The organism is Rhizobium alarense (assembly GCF_021555155.1).
Taxonomy (GTDB): domain Bacteria; phylum Pseudomonadota; class Alphaproteobacteria; order Rhizobiales; family Rhizobiaceae; genus Rhizobium_D; species Rhizobium_D alarense.
Window position 1 is genome coordinate 42,781 of sequence record NZ_JAKGBU010000011.1, and the last position, 17,825, is coordinate 60,605.

At 66.1% G+C, this 17,825-nt stretch carries 10 protein-coding genes; 5 read left to right on the plus strand and 5 right to left on the minus strand.

Going from position 1 to position 17,825, the window contains the following annotated elements; all coding sequences use genetic code 11:
- The 3 genes from LXM94_RS05485 to LXM94_RS05495 form a co-directional block, all read left to right on the plus strand.
- Positions 1–182 (plus strand): helix-turn-helix domain-containing protein (locus LXM94_RS05485; protein WP_235770151.1); only part of this gene is annotated, 182 nt, incomplete at its 5' end.
- Positions 175–2,193, plus strand: coding sequence for a sensor histidine kinase (locus LXM94_RS05490; protein WP_235770152.1), 2,019 nt, complete (start codon positions 175–177; stop codon positions 2,191–2,193). The genes LXM94_RS05485 and LXM94_RS05490, both read left to right, overlap by 8 nt.
- Positions 2,194–2,439: 246 nt before the next feature.
- Positions 2,440–4,095 carry an OFA family MFS transporter gene (locus tag LXM94_RS05495; RefSeq protein WP_235770153.1) on the plus strand — a complete coding sequence of 552 codons (1,656 nt, stop codon included), beginning with the start codon at positions 2,440–2,442 and terminating at the stop codon, positions 4,093–4,095.
- A 286-nt stretch (positions 4,096–4,381) separates the two neighbouring features.
- Here the strand turns inward: LXM94_RS05495 and LXM94_RS05500 are convergent, their stop codons facing one another.
- The 5 genes from LXM94_RS05500 to LXM94_RS05520 form a co-directional block, all read right to left on the minus strand.
- Positions 4,382–4,858: a chemotaxis protein CheW gene (locus LXM94_RS05500; protein ID WP_235770154.1), complete on the minus strand. Its 477-nt coding sequence runs from the start codon at positions 4,856–4,858 to the stop codon at positions 4,382–4,384.
- 137 nt (positions 4,859–4,995) lie between these two features.
- Positions 4,996–5,931, minus strand: a complete 936-nt coding sequence (gene rocF / locus LXM94_RS05505) for an arginase (protein ID WP_235770155.1) — start codon at positions 5,929–5,931, stop codon at positions 4,996–4,998.
- 199 nt (positions 5,932–6,130) lie between these two features.
- Positions 6,131–11,860, minus strand: a complete 5,730-nt coding sequence (locus tag LXM94_RS05510; RefSeq protein WP_235770156.1) for a translocation/assembly module TamB domain-containing protein — start codon at positions 11,858–11,860, stop codon at positions 6,131–6,133.
- Between the two features lie 81 nt (positions 11,861–11,941).
- Entirely contained in the window at positions 11,942–13,867 is a 1,926-nt protein-coding gene (locus tag LXM94_RS05515; protein ID WP_235770157.1) for an autotransporter assembly complex protein TamA, read from the minus strand.
- A gap of 260 nt (positions 13,868–14,127) precedes the next feature.
- Positions 14,128–14,391 (minus strand): YMGG-like glycine zipper-containing protein, encoded by a 264-nt coding sequence (locus tag LXM94_RS05520; RefSeq protein WP_235770158.1) that lies wholly within the window; start codon positions 14,389–14,391, stop codon positions 14,128–14,130.
- 462 nt (positions 14,392–14,853) lie between these two features.
- Between LXM94_RS05520 and LXM94_RS05525 the strand changes: the two genes are divergently transcribed.
- Complete coding sequence (locus LXM94_RS05525) at positions 14,854–15,342, plus strand: (2Fe-2S)-binding protein (protein WP_235770159.1); 489 nt, start codon at positions 14,854–14,856, stop codon at positions 15,340–15,342.
- A gap of 134 nt (positions 15,343–15,476) precedes the next feature.
- The gene (locus tag LXM94_RS05530; RefSeq protein WP_235770160.1) at positions 15,477–17,825 is read left to right on the plus strand and encodes a xanthine dehydrogenase family protein molybdopterin-binding subunit; all 2,349 of its coding nucleotides are present in this window, start codon (positions 15,477–15,479) and stop codon (positions 17,823–17,825) included.

Sequence of the window (17,825 nt, forward strand, 5' to 3'; positions counted from 1 at the left end):
GCGGCAGTGCCGTGCCGGCTGGCGGCAGTGCCGTGCCGGCTGGCGGCAGCCTCGAAGACGTCGAGCGGCGCCATATCCTCGCCGTGCTGGAAGAGACCGGCGGCAACCGTGACGAGGCGGCCCGGCGTCTCGGTGTCTCGCGCAAGACGATCGACCGCAAATGCGCGGCGTGGAATGCCTGAGGCGCCGGCCATTCCCGCGCGGCCCGGGCGCTCCATACGGTTCCGGCTGCTCGCCATCGCGCTGTTGCCGACACTGGTCGTGCTGCCGCTGCTTCTCGGCATCACTGTCGCACGATGGAACGACAAGTTCGATGCCCTCCTGACGTCGAAAGTCAACGGCGATCTGACGATCGCCCATCAGTACCTGTCGCGAATCCTTGAAAACACGGGCGAGCACATCAAGGCGCTTGCCGGCTCGGCGCAATTCCTCGACACGATGCGAAGCCGCGATGCGGCCCGGCTCGACACTTTGCTGGCGGCGCGGCGCGGCGAACTCGGCCTCGACTATCTTGTGATGATCGACCGAGACGGTCATCTTCAGGCGGGATCCGGAGGGAGCGCGACGGGTCGGATACGCCATGACTGGCCGGTCGTCGCGGCCGCGCTCGGCGGCGGCGATTCGACCGCGATCGATGTCTTTTCGGGTTCGGAGCTTTCCGCGATCGATCCGGCCCTCGGCGCGCGTGCGCGCCTTGATCTCGTGCCGACGCCGAATGCGGTGCCGACGGATCGCAAGCAGGAGACGCGCGGCATGGTCGTGCATTCCGCCAGTCCCGTGGCCCTTGCGGACGGCAGCAGCGGCGCGCTGGTCGGCGGCATCCTCCTCAACCAGAACCTCGTCTTCATCGACACGATCAACGACCTCGTCTATCGCGAAGCGAGCCTGCCGGAAGGGAGCCAGGGGACGGCGACGCTCTTCCTGGAGGATGTGCGCATCAGTACCAATGTGCGGCTCTTCGAAGGACGACGCGCCCTCGGGACGCGCGTTTCGAGCGCCGTGCGGGGCGCCGTGCTGGACGAGGGCCGGGTGTGGCTCGACAGTGCCTTCGTCGTCAACGACTGGTATGTTTCGGCCTATGAACCGATTTCCGACAGCTACGGCACGCGTGTCGGCATGCTGTATGTCGGCTTCCTCGAAGCGCCGTTTTCCGCGGCGAAATACCAGACGCTGCTGACGATCGTCTTTGCCTTTCTGGCCGTGACGGCCGTCAGCGTACCGATCTTCCTGCGCTGGGCGCGCGGCATCTTCAAGCCGCTGGAGCGCATGACCGACACGATCGGCAAGGTGGAGCAGGGCAATCTCGGCGCGCGCACGGCGCTTCCGCGCGCCGAGGACGAGATCGGCCGCGTTGCGCAGCATCTCGACCACCTGCTCGACCTCATCCAGCAGCGGGACGGCGAGCTTCGCGCCTGGAACGAGGAGCTGAATGCCCGCGTCGACGAGCGCACGCACGAATTGACGGTGGCGAACCGCCAGCTCGAAGCGACCACCAAGCAACTCATCATGTCGGAGAAGCTCGCGGCGATCGGCGAGATCACGGCCGGCGTGGCGCATGAGATCAACAATCCCGTCGCGGTGATACAGGGCAATCTCGATGTGGTGCGCAGCGTGCTCGGCGGCCAGACGGCGGCGGTGAGGACCGAGATCCGCCTGATCGACGAACAGATCCACCGCATCAGCCAGATCGTCACGAAGCTGCTGCAGTTCGCCCGCCCGGAGGAATATGCCGGATATGTCGACCGCCACGTGCCGGCGGATGTCGTGGGGGACAGCCTGCCGCTCGTGCAGCACCTCCTCAACAAGGCCGAGATCGCCGTCGAGCGCGAGGACCGGTCGTCGCGGCAGGTCCTGATGAACCGCACCGAGCTGCAGCAGGTGCTGGTCAATCTCATCGTCAACGCCATCCATGCCATGCCGGAGGGCGGACGGCTGACGATCAGGACCTATGACGAGGATCGCGGCGACACGCCGGGACTGGTCGTCGAAGTCGCCGATACCGGCATCGGCATGCCGGAGGATGTGATGGCGCGCATCTTCGATCCGTTCTTCACGACCAAGCGCCAGAGCGGTACGGGCCTCGGTCTGTCGATCAGCCAGACGCTCATCCGCCGCCAGGGCGGCGACCTGCGCTGCAGCAGCGCACCGGGCCAGGGCACGACCTTCGCCATCTGGCTGCCTGAAGCGCTCTGATGCTGCGCTGCAAACGACATTTTGTCCGAGCGGTGTGGACAAAATGTCGTTTGCAGCGCAATAGCATAGATGCAAGCTATTGACATATAACAAGTTCCAGCATGGCACACCGTTTGCAGACTGTTCTCCGCGGGGCGGTGTCGGGGTTCGGCGACGGTAACGAAGCGTTGCCTGCCAAAGCTTTGACCCATCGTCTCGTCCCACCAATGACGTGATCCCGCGAGGGGCGGGTACGGAGGAGAACGAATGTCAGCATCAACGGAAACGTATGGCGTCGGCGTGGCCGGTGTCGGCCTGCTCGACCGCGAGAGGATCATCGCCAGGCCCGGGTTCAACCGGTGGCTCGTACCGCCTGCCGCGCTTGCCATCCATCTTTGCATCGGCATGGCCTACGGCTTCAGCGTGTTCTGGCTGCCGCTGTCGCGTGCCGTCGGCGTGACGGCACCCGTCGCCTGCGACGGTATCACGCTGGCCGGTGCGCTGTTCACCACGAGCTGCGACTGGCGGGTCTCCGATCTCGGCTGGATCTACACGCTTTTCTTCGTTCTCCTCGGGTGCTCGGCGGCGATCTGGGGCGGTTGGCTGGAAAGGGCCGGGCCGCGCAAGGCCGGTTTCGTCTCGGCGCTCTGCTGGTGCGGCGGCATCGTCGTGGCTGCGGTCGGCGTGATCACGCACCAGCTGTGGCTGATGTGGCTCGGCGCCGGCGTGATCGGCGGTGTCGGCCTCGGCCTTGGCTACATCTCGCCGGTCTCGACGCTCATCAAGTGGTTTCCGGACCGCCGCGGCATGGCGACAGGCATGGCGATCATGGGCTTCGGCGGCGGCGCGATGATCGGAGCTCCGCTCGCCGACATCCTGATGAACACTTTCAGGACCGAGACATCGGTCGGCGTCTGGCAGACTTTCATGGTCATGGCGGCGATCTACTTCGTCTTCATGATGGGGGGCGCCTTCAGCTACCGCATCCCGCCGGCCGGCTGGCGTCCGGAAGGCTGGACCCCACCCGCGGCCAAGAACCAGATGATCACCACCAAACACGTTCATCTCCGCGACGCGCACAAGACGAAGCAGTTCTGGCTGATCTGGGCCGTGCTCTGCCTCAACGTCTCGGCCGGCATCGGCGTGATCGGCATGGCCTCGCCGATGCTGCAGGAAATCTTCGCCGGTTCTCTGCTCGGCCTGCCGGAGCTTCGTTTTGCCGACCTCAGCAAGGAGCAGTTGACGGCCATCGCGGCGATTGCGGCCGGCTTCACCGGCCTGCTCTCGCTCTTCAACATCGGCGGCCGGTTCTTCTGGGCATCGCTGTCGGACAAGATCGGCCGCAAGAATACCTACTACGTCTTCTTCCTGCTCGGCATCCTTCTCTATGCCTCGGCGCCCTGGGCGGCGGGCATCGGCTCGAAGGTCTTCTTCGTGGCAGCCTTCTGCATCATCCTGTCGATGTATGGCGGCGGCTTCGCGACGATCCCGGCCTATCTTGCCGACATCTTCGGCACCCAGTTCGTCGGCGCGATCCACGGCCGGCTGCTGACCGCCTGGGCGACGGCGGGCATTATCGGGCCGGTCGTGGTCAACTACATCCGCGAGGCGCAGATCGCCGCCGGCATTCCGCGGGCACAGGTCTACGATTTCACGATGTATATCCTCGCCGGCATGCTGGCGCTCGGCCTGATCGCCAATTTCTTCGTCAAGCCGCTTTCCGACAAGTGGTACATGAAGGACGAGGAGGTCGCGGCGATGCAGGCGAAGACGAAAGCCGCCGAGAGCGGCCCGACCGGCTCCTTCGGCATCGGTACCGGCGGCTTCGACGGCAAGGCGCTCGCCGCCTGGGCCGTGGTCGGCATCCCGATCCTGTGGGGCGTCTGGATCACCCTCCAGAAGACCTTCGTGCTCTTCGGCTGAGACGGGCAAGTTCCAAACGTGAAAGGCGGTCGGGAATGTCTGGCCGCCTTTTTCATCGCCTGGGCGATGCGTTCGGAAATTGCAGCTTTGATTGGTCCCGCGAAGTCCTGTGCAGAATGGGCAATTTTTCATGGCGCCACTGTCGTCTGTCGCCCGCCGGTGCCTGACTATTCTTGTTGCGGTTGCATATGGCTGCGGGTCCGGCAGGCTGCGGAACAGAAAAGGCCGTCCGGCGCGATGCGCGGACGGCCTGCCATGTCCGGGAAAGGCGACGCGTGCTTGCGGGTCAGGCGGCGAGTTCGTCGACTTCGCGTTCCTTGAACATGCGCGCCAGGTTGAGGAAGCAGATCATGCCGTTTTCGTGCGCGATGATGCCTTCCGCATAGGCCTTGTCGAAGGAGGTGGTGACTTCCGGAACGGGCTGGATCTGGTCGCCGCGGATGGTCAGGATGTCGGAGACGCGGTCGACGACGAGGCCGACGACCATGCTGTGCACCTCGGCGACGACGATGGCGCTGCGCTCGTTGGCTTCCGTGCTTTTCATGCCGAGCTTGTGGGCGAGGTCGATGATCGGGATGACGGAACCGCGCAGGTTCATGACGCCGATCACGTCCGGCGGCGAATGCGGAATAGGCGTCGACGGTGCCCAGCCGCGGATTTCGCGAATGGTCGTGGTCTTCACGCAGAACTCCTGATCATGCAGGCGGAAAGCGATGATCTCGAGATTTTCGCCGGCAAAGCCAGCCGTTTTTATGGTCGTCATGCAAGTGTTCCCGGTTGACGCGAAAGCTCAGTCGCCGCAGTCTGCACACAGTCAGGTTAATATCTCTTCAACCTCCGGGCAGCGCTTTCGGGTCCGGACAAGCCGGCTTCACACCATCGCTTGACGATACCCCGGAGTCAGGCCGCCCGGGTCGGTCGGTCGAGAATGCGCCTGCCGAACAGGCTCGCGGTCAGTTCCACGAGCACGCGGGCGCTCTTGCCGCGATCGTCCAGGAAGGGATTGAGCTCGACCAGGTCGAGCGACGACACGAGCCCGCTGTCGCAAAGCATCTCCATGATGAGATGCGCCTCACGGAAGGTCGCGCCGCCGGGCACCGTCGTGCCGACGCCGGGGGCCAGTTCGGGATCGAGGAAGTCGACGTCGAGGCTGACATGCAGCAGGCCGTTGGCGGCTTTGATCGTCGAGATGATCTCGTGCATGATATGCGCCATGCCGGTCTCGTCGATCGAGCGCATGTCGAAGACCCGCACGCCGTGTTCGGCGATTTCCTCGCGTTCGCGGGCATCGACCGAGCGGATTCCGACCTGGAAGACCTTTTTTGGATCGACGAACGGGCGCTCCGCATCAAGAATGGGTGCAAACTCGGCCTCGCCGCAGAAGAAGGCGACCGGCATGCCGTGCATGTTGCCGGAGGGCGACGTGGCCGGCGAATTGAAATCGGCATGGGCGTCCAGCCAGAGGACGAAGAGCGGCCGGCCCTGCTCCGCGGCGTGGCGCGCCATGCCGGAAACGGACCCCATGGAGAGCGCATGATCGCCGCCCAGAATAAGCGGCAGACGGCCGGCGCGCGCGGCCTCATGCACCGCTGCGTCGAGCGCGCGCGTGAAGGCGCCCACCACCTGCAGGTGGTTGGCGCCGGGATGGTTCGGCAGGTCGCGGGCGGGCAGCGGTTTCAGATCGCCCTCGTCGGTGACCGCATGTCCGAGTTCGGACAAGGTCTGTTCGATCCCGGCGATGCGAAGCGCCGCCGGTCCCATGGCACAGCCGCGCCGACCGGAGCCTTCCTCGAGAGGGGCGCCGATCAGCGCGATGTGAATACCTTTGTCAGCCATTGTTTCCCCGCAGGTTGCGTGAGAGCCGGTTCGCCCGGTTTTGCGGCGGATTATTGCCGGTCCGGGTGCCGGCAGAAAGAGGAAAAACAGGCAAAACGGAAAGGATATTGAGCAGTTTGCCATGCTCCGTTCGACAGATTGCCAGATGCATTCGCCTTGCCTGCCGCAGATGGAATCATCAGCACAGGCGGATGCGGCATCAATATTCCTTCTCGTAGAAGATGCCGGCGGCACCCGCGCCATTGCTGCCTGCCTCGCCGCGCAGCTTCACGCCGCGGCCGATGTCGAGATTGATCACCGCCTTGCCGCCGCCGTTCTCGGCATCCTGCTTGAGCTCGAGATAGGTCCGGTCGTTAAGGTATTTGCCGGCCGAGACCTGCGCGCGCCCCTCGGAGTCGGTCGTGATATCCAGGTCGTCGACGCCGAGCTTGCTGCGCAGGCCGTCGAGCAGGCCCGTCGAGCGGCCGCCTGCAAGCTGGCTGACGGCGGCAGCGAGCTGGGCGATCTGCACGGCGGAGAGGTTCGACATCGATCTGTTGAAGATGAGCTGCGCGAGGATCTCGTCCTGCGGCAGCGCCGGCGAGGACGCGAAGGCAACGTTCGGATTGTTGGCGAGACCGGAGACGGTGATGGTGATGGACGTCGATCCGGACGTCGTTCCGGCCACGAGATTGACCGTCGGCACCAGGCCGCCGGCAAAGCCGATGTTGCCGCTCGTGAAATCGAGCCGCTTGGCAAGGATTTCCAGCCGTCCGCGACGCAGGTCGAAACCGCCGGATATGTTCGGGGCAGAGGACGTTCCGCGGATGGTCAGCCGCCCGCCGAGCTCCGCATTGATGCCGCGGCCGCGCACGAAGATCTGCCCCGGCGCATCGATCACCAGGTCGAGGGCGATGCCGCTGGCCGTTCCGTCGCCGCCCTTGTCGCGCTTGAGGTCGGCGGCCATGCGCTGCACGTCGGCCGGCGCGTTGCGGTGCTTGATCTGGATTTCGGAGAGCGACGCCGGGAGCTTTTCCGGGACCGTGATATTGGCCCGCGAAATGCGGATCGTGCCGCCGAGCGTCGGCCCGCCTGCGAGCGGGCCCGTCACCTTGATGTCGCCGGTCAGGCGCGCCGTCACGAGCGTGCCGTCGACATAGGTGAGGTCGGCAAGCCGGATGGCGATGTCGGCGGGAAAGCCGGAGCCGGGCTCGATGCCGACCCGGCCCGTCACGGAGAGCTGGCCGCCGCTCGCAAGATTGCCGGTCGCCTGCTGGATGACCGCCTGCCGGCCGTCGAGCGAAACGCGGGCCGTGAGATTTTCCACGGCCAGATTGCGTCGGACGTCCACCAGGCGGGCTCCTGAGGTGCTCACCGTGCCGGTGATCGACGGTTTGGTGGCCGTGCCGGATATCGAGAGATCCACAGCCGCGTTGCCGGTCAGGGTGAAACCCTGCGCCGCGAGCTGCGCGCCGAGCAGGGAGAAGGGCAGGGTGCCGCGCGCCTTCATGGCGATCGGCATGGTGCCGGCGGTGCCGAGCGTGCCGCCGCCCTCGAAGGAGAGGCCGCCGGCGCCCGTCAGGCGCGTGCTGACATTCACCTTGTTGTTGGCGAAGTCGCCGCTGGCGCGGATCGTGAGCGCGCCGACGCCTGCCGCCTTCGTCTGTGCCAGTTGTGCGCTGTCCCAGGTCAGGTCGTAGCCGGCGACAGGCGCGCCGCCGGTGCCCTTTATCGTGACCGTGCCGGATATCGTGCCTTCTGCGCCGAGCCCGGGCGAGATGCTGTTGGCGAGGCCTGCCGGAAGTGCGGTGATGCGGGCCGTCAGGTTGAGCGCCTCGCCGGCGGTGCCGTTTACGACCACGCTGCCGCGCCCCGCGCCGATGGTCAGTCCGTCGAGCGCGACGCCGCCGCCCGCAATGCGGAACCGCGTCGGCTGCGCGAGCCGGATCGCCACCTTGCGGGGCGCAGCCTCGAATCGATGGACGTCGACGGTGAGCGCGTCGCCCGCCTGTTCAAGGGCGCCGCTGACGACGAGCGGCGCATCGTCGTATCGGCCGTTCACGTCGAAATTCGTGGTCCCGCCGCGCCGGTCGAAGGTGGCGTTCAGGGTCCGCAGCCGGTTCTCCCCGACGGTGATGCTGTCGATCTTCGCAGTTCCGGACAGGTCCAGCGTCGCGAGATCGCCGATCCGGAGGTCGATGTCCGGATTTGCAATGCGAAAGTCGTCGCGACGGATGCCCGAGCCGGTGGCTTTCAGGGCGATCGACGTCTTGCCGTCCGTGCTGTCGATCGCGACGCTGCCCGTGAGGTCGCCATCCGCCTTCTGTCCCGCCATGGCCGCGAGCAGGCCGACATCGGGAAAGTCGAAAGTGAGGTTGCCGCTCGGCAGGAACGCGCCGTCGAGTGCCAGCGCGCCGTTCAGACGGTTCGAACCGATTTCCGCGGCGATGTCCGGTACCGCGATGCGGCCCCCTGCGGACTGGACGCGCGTGCGCACGTTGATCGCCTGGCCGTCAAGCGCGCCGGTGGCGGTCACCTGGCCGGACGGGCTGTCGGCAATCGCCTTGCCTTCGAGGTTGATGACCAGATCGCTCAGTGTGCGGCCGGCGAGCGTCGCACCACTCGATTCGACCCGGCCCTTCACGTCGAGACCGTCGAGCGGGCCGGATGCGGAAAGGTTGAAAGTCGCGCGCCCCTCGGCATCGGCGAGCAGCCTGCCGAGCGACAGCACGGTGCCGTCGACAGTTCCCTCCAGCTGGTTGCCCGAGAGCTTCGCGGCAATCTGCGCTTCCGCCGTACCGGACGTGACGGTGACATCCGACAGGTTGACGGTTCCGTCGGAGGAGCGCGTCACAGACCCCGCGAGCACGACGTCGGTATCGACGCGCCCGGCCACCGCCGCCGGCAGGGCTGCCTTTGCCGCCGTGACTATGAACTCCGCCTGCGCCGCGCCGGTCGGCGGCGCGAAGTTGCCGGTGACCTGTGCGTCGATTCCCGCGCCGTCGAGCGCCGTGTCGGCGAAGCGGATGTCATCGGAGCTGACGGCGACCGACGAAACGAGGCGGAGCGGGCCGGCCAGCAGCCGCGTCAGGTCCGCATTGTCGAAGCCGGACTGCTCCACGCCCGCCGCGATCGACAGCGAACCGCGGCGCTGGAGCAGGTCGAATGCCGGCGAGGTGGCGGTGAGCGTGATGTCGCGAAGTTCCGCCTGCGGCACCGTCGCACTTGAAAGCTGGGCCGTGAGGTTCAGCCGGGCGTTCTCCATGGTGCCGTTGAGGGTCAGTTCGGCCGAGTCGACGAGGGCACGGACGCCCGCATTGCCGGCCAGCACGAATTCCGTCTGGCCCGCCTCGTGCACAAGTCTCGCGGTCACGTCGCTTTCGCCGGCCGCGGCGAAAGAGCCGGCAACCTGAAGCGTCGCGAAGCCGGCATCGAGCGCGAGGCGGTCGAAGACGACGGCACCGTCTCGCAGCGCGACGGAGGCGGGTTCGTCGAGGGCCAGTCCGTAGCCGCCAACGGTCGCCTGCAGTGCCTTGAGCCCGACGACGGTGCCGCCCTGCAACTGCGAAACCGTGCCTTCCGTTGCAAGCGGTGCGTCTTCGTAGCGACCGGAGATGTCGAAGCTCGTCATGCCGCCCTGATGCGAGAAGGAAACCACGGGCGTTTCGACGGTGTTTTCACCGGCGACCAGCACGTCGGCGCGAAACTCTCCCTCGGCCCGCAGCACCTTCAGGTCGTCCATCGCGACGGAAAGCCGTGGATGCTCGATCCGCAGCGTGTCGCGGGCGACGGCAGCGCCCTCCGCCGCCAGCACGGCACTACCCTTGCCGTTTTCGTTGTGGAACGTGATCGTGCCGGCAAGATCGCCGGATGCGTCTTCACCGGCCATGGCGGCGAGGAAGGCGAGGTCGGGGAACGTGAAGGCGATCTCGCCTTCCGGCAGGAAGCCATCACCGAGTGCCAGGCTGCCGTTCGCTCTGTTGCTGCCGGCACTGATCTCGACAACCGGCACGGAAATCCGGCCGTCCGCGGACGTCACCTGGGAGCGGATCGTCACCGCCTTGCCGTTCACGGTCGCGTCGAGACCGAGTGTGCCGCTCGGTGCGGCGAGCGATGCCGTACCGTCGAGCGTCAGGGCCACCTCGTTGATTGTCCGGGCGCCGAAGCGCGCTTCGGGGATCGCGACACGCGCGGTCACCTTCGGGCCGTCCAGCGGACCTTCGGCGGTGAGTTCGAAAGTGGCGCTGCCGGACGCGGCGTCGGCAAGCTTCGCGATGTCCGTCAGACTGCCGGCGAGATCGACGTCAATCGCATTGTCGGCGAGCGTCACGGTGCCCGAGGCGCTGCCCGCATCGGAGGTCAGCGAAAGACCGGCAAGGGCAATGCCGCCGTCCTGTGTCGTGGCGAGCCTGCCCTCGAGCGCGATGGTCTTCGTGAAGTTCCGCGCGATCTCGTCCGGCAATACCGCCGGAAGCGCGAACAGGCGGAAGGCGAGATCGGCCGTGCCGGGCTGGCGGTCGTAGGTCCCGGTGGCGGTGCCGCCGATGCTTGCGCTTTCGAGGGCCACCGGCGACAGGGCGATGTTCTGCGGCGAGACGGTCAGGTCGGCCGTGATTTTGGCGGGGCCGCGGATCAGCCGGTCGAGGTTGGGATCGACGAACGATGTGGTGCCCGTCGAAGCCGCCACGGTGATGGGACCGCTGCCCGTGCCGACGTCGAAGGCATCGCTTCGGGCCGTGAGGCGGATCGCCTGCACCGTGCCCTGCGGAAGTTCAAGGGAGGGAACCGAGAGTTGAAGGTCGAGCGCGGCGGCGTTCGCCGGCCCCTGCAGCGTCAGTTCCGCCTGCTCGATCACCGCCTGCATCTCGCCGCCTGCGAGGGGCCAGCGGAAATCGATCGGGCCGCTGCGGCCGGCGAGCCGTGCCTGCAGCGTATTCTCGCCGCTGGCGCTCACGCGGCCGCTCGCATCGAGCGCGATCGCCTCGGTGGTGACCGTGCCGTGCTCGATGCGCAGCAGGTCCTCGCCACCGAAGCCCGCCACGAGATCGATCGCCGTGTTGCCGGCGAAGAGCGGGCGCAGTTCCGGCGGCAGCAGTGTCGCGATCTCGCCGCCGCCCGTCAGGGCAACGCTGTGCAGCCCTTCGATCGAAAGCGCGTGGCGTCCCTCGAGCGCGAGAACCTGCTGTCCGTCGACTGCGGCTTCCAGCCGCCCATGCCAGCCGGAAAGGGGGCCTTCTCCGGCGAGACGCAGCGACAGGGCCGGTTCGCCCGGCAACCTCAGCAGCGTGGCGATCAGGCCGCCCGGCGGTTCGTCGATGTCGGCGTCGAGCTTCAGTTCGTTGCGGGAAGGCGCGAAGGCGAGGTCGGCCGCGATGCGCGCCTGCAGCCGCTCGCGATCGGCAACGATCAGCTTTGCGGCGAGATCATCCGGCCGCGCGGTGGCGCTGCCCGTCACCGCGAGCCGTTGTTCGCGGCCGAGGACAGGTGCGCCGATCGAGAGCTCCGGAATGTCGACGGCTTCGACATTGACCGAGACGGGGAGGGAAAACGGTTCACCGGATTCAGATGTGCTGCTCGCGGCCGTCGTCGGCAGGCGCGCCAGATCGATCGAGCCCGCCGCGAGGCGCTCCGCATTGAACTCGAAAAACAGGAGGTCGAGCGGCGACCAGTCGAGCGCAAGATCCTCGACCTCGGCATAGGGGCCTTCCGCATCGCCAACGGTCACCGATCCGACCCGCAGCCGGCCGGTGAGCAGGCCGGAGGGCGCGCCGATCACAATCGTCTGGTCCGGACCGGAAAGCAGATCTTCCGCGATACCAGCGGCAAGACGGGCGCCGCTGTCCGTAAAGCCGACATAGCCGACGAGACCGGCGAGGGCGACGAGAAGTAAGAACAACGCAAAGAGAGCGTAGCGCAAAGTGATACGGATGATGCGAAGCAGGCGATTCATGTCCTATCCTTAGCGCATCGGTGCGATGCACGGAAATGCGACAACAGGATAGCATCCGATAAGCGCCGAATCCGGCGGCAATCAGAAAGCCTGGCCGATTCCGGCATAGATCCCGAAGGACGTGCCATCCTCATACTTGTTGATCGGCAGCGCGACGTCGAGACGGATCGGACCGAAGGGCGTGGCATAGCGCAGGCCAACGCCGGCGCCGACGCGCACGTCGTCGAAATCCGGGATTTCGTCGCGGGAGACAGTGCCGGCGTCGATGAAGGGAACGAGGCCGATCGTCTCGGTCAGGCCGATGCGCAGTTCAACGGAAGCCTGGACATAGGAGCGCCCGCCGAGCAGTTCGTCATCCTTGTTTCGCGGCGAGATTTCCTGGTAGCCGAAGCCGCGCACGCTGCCGCCGCCGCCGAGGAAGAAGCGGCGGGTCGCCGGAATGTCGGCCAGCGTGTCGCCGCCGATGATCGTGCCGGCGCCGAGCCTGCCGGCGAGCACCGTTCGGTCGTCTGCGCCGAAGCCGTGATAGGCCGAGGCCGAGGCTTCGAAGCTGGAGAAAACGGTGCCGCGATCGAATTCGTAGCTCGGCTTGGCATTGATCAGCGCCCGGTAGCCATCGGCGGGGTTGAGCTTGTCGCTGCGGGTGTCCCGGACATATTCGATCGGGATGGCGCCGGTCAGATAGGTGTTCTCGCCGAACGCGTCGTCCACGTCGCTCCACATCACCTCGCCGCCGAAGGAGACGGTGTCGACGTCGGAGAGCTCATAACTCACGCCGGCCGCGCCGGTGATGGTGCGGGCATAGTAGGCATCCGGGTCGGCGATGGCCGCCCGCAGGCTCGCGGTGAAGGTCGTCGCCGGCCCGAAGGCGCCGGGCTTCGCGAACAGGATTGCCGAGGAATAGTCGAGATCGGTGACGCCGTTGCCCTCGCCGATCCGGTTGACCGCCGCCTCGATCCGGAGTGATTCCGCCTGGCCGAACAAGTTTCGGTGCCCCCAGTAGCCCTGGAGTCCGAGCCCGTCGGTGGTCGAGACCTGCGCGCCGGCACCGAAATAGCGGTGTTTGCCTTCGGACACCTCGATCGTCATCGGCAGGCTGCCGTCCGGCGCCAGCGTATCCGCCTCGCGGATGGTGACGCTGGAAAAGACGCCGAGCTGGCGCAGGCGGTCCGAGGCCTTGGTGAGCGCCTCCGGCGAATAGGGCTGTCCGCGGTTGATGCGGGAATAGGTTTCGACGAAGACGGGATCGACGGTCTTCGTGCCGGAAACGCCGACCTCGCCGACCGGTGCGACAGGTCCGCCTTCGGCGCCGATGACGACATCCACCGTGTCCGTTGCGTGGTCAGCACTCGCGGTTCGCGCCGTCAGCCTGGCGAGCGGCCGGCCTTGTTGCTTGAGATCGGCGACCACCTTTTCGCCGGCCCTGATGATCAGGGTGGAATCCGCGCGGCGCCCCGGCGCAAGATCGTAGTCGGCCGGGTTGAACTGTTCTGCGTCGCCCTCGAACCGGATGTCGTCGAAGGTGAAGGAGGATCCCGGCACGACGCTGATGACGACCGGCACGGGCTCTGTGGCGCCGAAGTCGGGGTCGGGCGGGAGGCTGTCGATGTCCTGTCCCGCAACGGTGACGGTGACCACGCCGCCGTAGTGCGCCTTTTCGTAGAGTGCTGCGAGAATGCGGTCGCGGTCGTCGCGCGCCTTGATGACGAGACCGAGATCGCCCGACACGGGCTTGCCCTCGTCCTGCTTCAGAAGCGCGCTCGTCTCGATTGCTTCCTTCAGGTCCTCGTCCTCGGTTCCTGCCTCGAGCGAAAGGGTATAGGAGACCGGGTCGATGACCTCTGTCGTTTCCTCCTCTCCTTCGAAGAACTTGAGCCCGAATATCTCGAAGGCCTGGGCCTCGCGCGGGGAAAACGTCGACAGGGACAGCAATGCCGCGACCGCGAGGGCGGTGCCAGCCTTCAGATACGCAGTACTGTTTTCCAGCCGGTTCACGTCTTCCCGCATATGCCGCTATGGCTGCCTTTCCGTTTCGATGCGGAAACGTGAAACGCGCCGCACTGACTTCGACAGGACACGCGACCGAAGCCGCGGGCCGTTCAAGGCTGGAAATGACCCTAGTGCCTTAGGATTTCCGTAGGTTTAATGAGGGTTTTACACGCACGGCCGCGGGATTTGAAGCCGTTGCCTATTTTTCATGCGTCATCCAACGAAAAGCCCCGGACCTGAATCCGGGGCTGGTTCGACTCGGGCTTGCGCTCCAGACGTCAGTAGCCGCGCGGGCAATCGTCGATATAGCGGCGGCCATAGCGGTCGCGGTAGTAGCACTGACCGGGCTGGTCGGCGACGGAGCCGAGGACGGCCCCCGATACGCCGCCGATTGCCGCACCGACGGCGGCGCCACGCACGTTGCCGGTCACCGCGCCGCCGATGATGGCGCCGGAAACCGCGCCAATGCCGGCGCCTTTCTCGGTCGAGGTGCAGCTCGTGACCGACAGGCCGACCAGAATGAGCGCAATCGCTTTCTTCATGAACATCTCTCCAAAGTTGAACGGGGCGCCATCGATGGCGTGCCTCCGCATACTCCCCTGAACGCCGTGACAGGGCAGGCGCCGCATCACGCATTCGCATTTCCGCGATTATGGGAAAATAAAGCTGAAAATGTGGAAGTCTATGGGAGGCAAGTATTTTTTTGGTTTGCACTGCAGCATGACTTGCGCGGATGCCGGTCCAGGACCGCGGCCGGGCCGGTCACGAACTTTTTTGGCCCGTTTTGCAAGAACCGGTTGATCAGCCGTTGAAAACGTCAAATGATGCCGCATGTGGAGGAAGGTCACCGTTCGATGCCCGTGGGCAGGGGCGGCGTCCGCAGAGATTTCGAAGACGAACTTGCTGTTGGTGCTTGAATCCGAACGGCGCCGAAACGCGCCGGACAAGGACCAGACTTCGGATCGGGTGCTTCAGCCTCAAAAGTGTCCTTGAGGGAGGAGCGTATGACGAAAGTTGTGATGACGGTCAACGGCCGTCAGGTGAGCGGCGACTGCGAGGATCGCACGCTGCTCGTGAATTTCTTGCGCGACGGGCTGGGCCTGACCGGAACACATGTGGGATGCGACACGTCGCAGTGCGGCGCCTGCGTGGTCCATATGGACGGGAAGTCCGTGAAAAGCTGTTCCATCCTGGCGGCGCAGGCCGCCGGGGCGACGATCACCACGATCGAGGGGCTGGCGCAGGGCGGCGAGCTTCACCCGGTGCAGGCGGCCTTCAAGGCGCATCATGGCCTGCAGTGCGGCTTCTGCACGCCCGGCATGGTGATGACCGCGGTCGACATGATCAACCGGCTGGGCCCGAACCTCGACGAGAAGACGGTGCGTGAGAACCTGGAAGGCAATATCTGTCGCTGCACCGGCTATCACAACATCGTCAAGGCGATCCAGGCGGCGTCCGCCGAGATGGCCGGCGTGCGCCAGGCCGCCGAATAGGTCCGGAGCGCGGGCCGCCGGTCCGGTGCCTCGACAGTCCGCCGGAGGCGCGGACCGTCGTCAGGCATCCGGCCCGCCCGCGCATCGGCAATCGTTGCATTCGCTCAAGCCTATTTCCCGGGAGGAGACAACCGATGGGTGTTGAAGGTATCGGCGCACGGGTCGCGCGCAAGGAGGACAAGCGGTTCCTGACCGGCAAGGGACGCTATACGGACGACATGGTCGTGCCCGGCATGAAGTACGCGGTGTTCGTGCGGTCCCCGCACGCGCATGCGAAGATCAGGAGTGTCGACATTTCGGCGGCGCAGGGCATGCCGGGCGTGATCGGCATCCTCAACGGCCAGCAGATGCTGGACGACGGCATCGGCAACCTGATCTGCGGCTGGATGATCCACTCCAAGGACGGCTCGCCCATGAAGATGGGGGCGTGGCGTCCAATCGCGCACGAGACCGTCCGGTATGTCGGCGACGCGGTCGCCGTGGTGGTCGCCGACAGTGTCGGCGAGGCGCGCGACGCCGCCGAAGCGGTCATCGTCGACTACGAGGAGCTGCCGGTGGTGACCGACGCGGTCACGGCGCTTCAGCATGGCCAGCCGCAGATTCATCCGGAGGCGTCCGGCAATCTGATCTTCGACTGGCAGATCGGCGATGCCTCCGCGGCGGACGCGGCACTGGCGTCGGCCGCCCATGTCACCGAGATGAAGATCGTCAACAACCGGCTGTCGCCCAATCCGATGGAACCCAGGGCGGCGCTCGGCATCTACGACAGTGCCGAGGATCACTACACCTGCTACACGACGAGCCAGAACCCGCATGTGGCGCGGCTCGTCATGAGCGCCTTCTACAACGTGGCGCCCGAGAACAAGCTGCGCGTCATCGCGCCCGACGTCGGCGGCGGCTTCGGCTCGAAGATCTATATCTATCCCGAGGAGATCGTCTGCCTCTGGGCCTCCAAGCGCACGGGCGTGCCGGTCAAGTGGACGTCGGACCGCACCGAGGCTTTCCTGACGGATGCCCATGGCCGCGACCACGTTTCGACGGTGAAGATGGCCTTCGATGCCGACAACCGCATCACGGCGCTCAAGGTCGACACGGTCGCCAATCTCGGCGCCTATATGTCGCTCTTCTCGTCAGCCGTGCCGACATATCTCTACGCGACGCTGCTTTCCGGCCAGTATGCAATCCCGGCAATCCATGCCACCGTGCGCGCGGTCTACACGAACACCGCGCCGGTCGACGCCTATCGCGGCGCCGGGCGGCCGGAGGCGACCTACCTGCTGGAGCGCACGATGGAGACGGCGGCGCGCGAACTCGGCGTTTCGCCGGCGGAACTGCGGCGGGCGAACTTCATCCGCTCCTTCCCCTACCAGACGCCGGTCATCATGAACTACGACGCCGGCGACTACGAGGCTTCGCTGCAGGCCGCGATGAAGGCGGCGGACTGGGCCGGCTTCGGCGCCCGCAGGGCGGAGGCCGCCGGCCGCGGCCGCAAGCGCGGCATCGGCATGAGCTGCTATATCGAGGCCTGCGGCATCGCGCCGTCGGCGGCCGTCGGCTCGCTCGGGGCCGGCGTCGGCCTCTGGGAATCGGCCGAGGTGCGCGTCAATGCGGTCGGAACCATCGAGGTGCTGACCGGATCGCACAGCCATGGCCAGGGGCACGAAACCACCTTCGCGCAGCTTGTCGCCGATCGTTTCGGCGTGCCGATCGACAATGTCTCGATCGTGCATGGCGATACCGACAAGGTGCAGATGGGCATGGGCACCTACGGCTCGCGCTCCGGCGCCGTCGGCATGTCGGCGGTCGTCAAGGCACTCGACAAGGTGGAGGCGAAGGCGAAGAAGATCGCGGCCCATCTGATGGAGGCGGACGAGAGCGATATCGTCATCGAGAACGGCGAATTGAAAGTCGCCGGCACCGACAAGACGGTGCCCTGGTTCCAGATGGCACTGGCCGCCTATACGGCGCACAACCTGCCGGCCGGCATGGAGCCGGGCCTGAAGGAAGGCGCCTTCTACGATCCGGCCAACTTCACCTTCCCGGCCGGTTGCTACATCTGCGAGGTGGAGGTCGATCCGGAGACCGGCCACACCGACATCGTGCAGTTCGTGGCGGCCGACGATTTCGGCAACATCATCAATCCGATGATCGTCGAGGGTCAGGTGCATGGCGGTATCGCCCAGGGCATCGGCCAGGCCCTGCTCGAAGGGGTGCACTACGACAAGACGACGGGCCAGCTTCTGACCGCGAGCTACATGGACTATGCCATGCCGCGCGCCGACGATCTGCCGTCCTTCCAGGTGTCGCATCAGAACACGCCCTGCCCGAGCAATCCGCTCGGCATCAAGGGCTGCGGCGAGGCCGGTGCCATCGGCTCGCCGCCGGCGCTGATCAACGCGATCACCGACGCGATCGGCAACAACGACCTCACCATGCCCGCCACGCCCCAGAAGGTCTGGGCGGCGGCGCGTGCGGTCCACTGA

Coding starts and splice junctions, on each gene's coding strand:
- rocF (WP_235770155.1), bottom strand. CDS start 5,931: ATGGCTGACAAAGGTATTCACATCGCGCTGATCGGCGCCCCTCTCGAG.
- LXM94_RS05495 (WP_235770153.1), top strand. CDS start 2,440: ATGTCAGCATCAACGGAAACGTATGGCGTCGGCGTGGCCGGTGTCGGC.
- LXM94_RS05525 (WP_235770159.1), top strand. CDS start 14,854: ATGACGAAAGTTGTGATGACGGTCAACGGCCGTCAGGTGAGCGGCGAC.
- LXM94_RS05520 (WP_235770158.1), bottom strand. CDS start 14,391: ATGAAGAAAGCGATTGCGCTCATTCTGGTCGGCCTGTCGGTCACGAGC.
- LXM94_RS05490 (WP_235770152.1), top strand. CDS start 175: ATGCCTGAGGCGCCGGCCATTCCCGCGCGGCCCGGGCGCTCCATACGG.
- LXM94_RS05500 (WP_235770154.1), bottom strand. CDS start 4,858: ATGACGACCATAAAAACGGCTGGCTTTGCCGGCGAAAATCTCGAGATC.
- LXM94_RS05530 (WP_235770160.1), top strand. CDS start 15,477: ATGGGTGTTGAAGGTATCGGCGCACGGGTCGCGCGCAAGGAGGACAAG.
- LXM94_RS05510 (WP_235770156.1), bottom strand. CDS start 11,860: ATGAATCGCCTGCTTCGCATCATCCGTATCACTTTGCGCTACGCTCTC.
- LXM94_RS05515 (WP_235770157.1), bottom strand. CDS start 13,867: ATGCGGGAAGACGTGAACCGGCTGGAAAACAGTACTGCGTATCTGAAG.